General features: G+C 34.8%; 1 protein-coding gene. It reads left to right on the forward strand.

Features of this window, described 5'->3' with window-relative positions:
* The coding region (locus tag FUA24_RS04110; RefSeq protein ID WP_222861315.1) for a pyruvate kinase at positions 1–555 on the forward strand (555 nt) is incomplete at both ends.

Genomic DNA, 555 nt, shown 5'->3' on the forward strand with positions numbered 1-555 from the left:
GATGGAAACCATGATTTCTAGTTTAACACCAACTAGAGCAGAGGTGAATGATGTTGCAAACTCAGTTATGGATGGTGCAGATGCCGTAATGCTATCTGGTGAAACATCGGTTGGTAAATATCCTGTACAAGTAATTAGGCAAATGGCTAGCATTTTAACAAGTGTTGAAGATTCGCCATTAATTCAAGTACCACAATTACCACCGCATATTCGAACAAACCGATATATAACAAAATCTATATGTTATCACGCCGCTAATATGGCTAATGAAATTGATGCGAAAGCAATTTCAACATTAACAAATAGTGGTTATACAGCGTTTCAAATTTCAGCTTGGAGGCCATCATGTCATATTTTAGTATTTACTTCAAACAAGCGTATATTAACGCGTTTAAGTTTACTTTGGGGTGTAAGGGCTTTTTATTATGATAGGTTTGTAAGTACTGATGAAACTATTGAAGATGTAAATAAAATGGCTTGTGAAAAAGGTTATTTAGAAGAAGGTGATATGTTAGTAAGTTTAGCTGCTATGCCAATTCAAGAAAAAGGAATGGT

The organism is Seonamhaeicola marinus, from assembly GCF_008085455.1.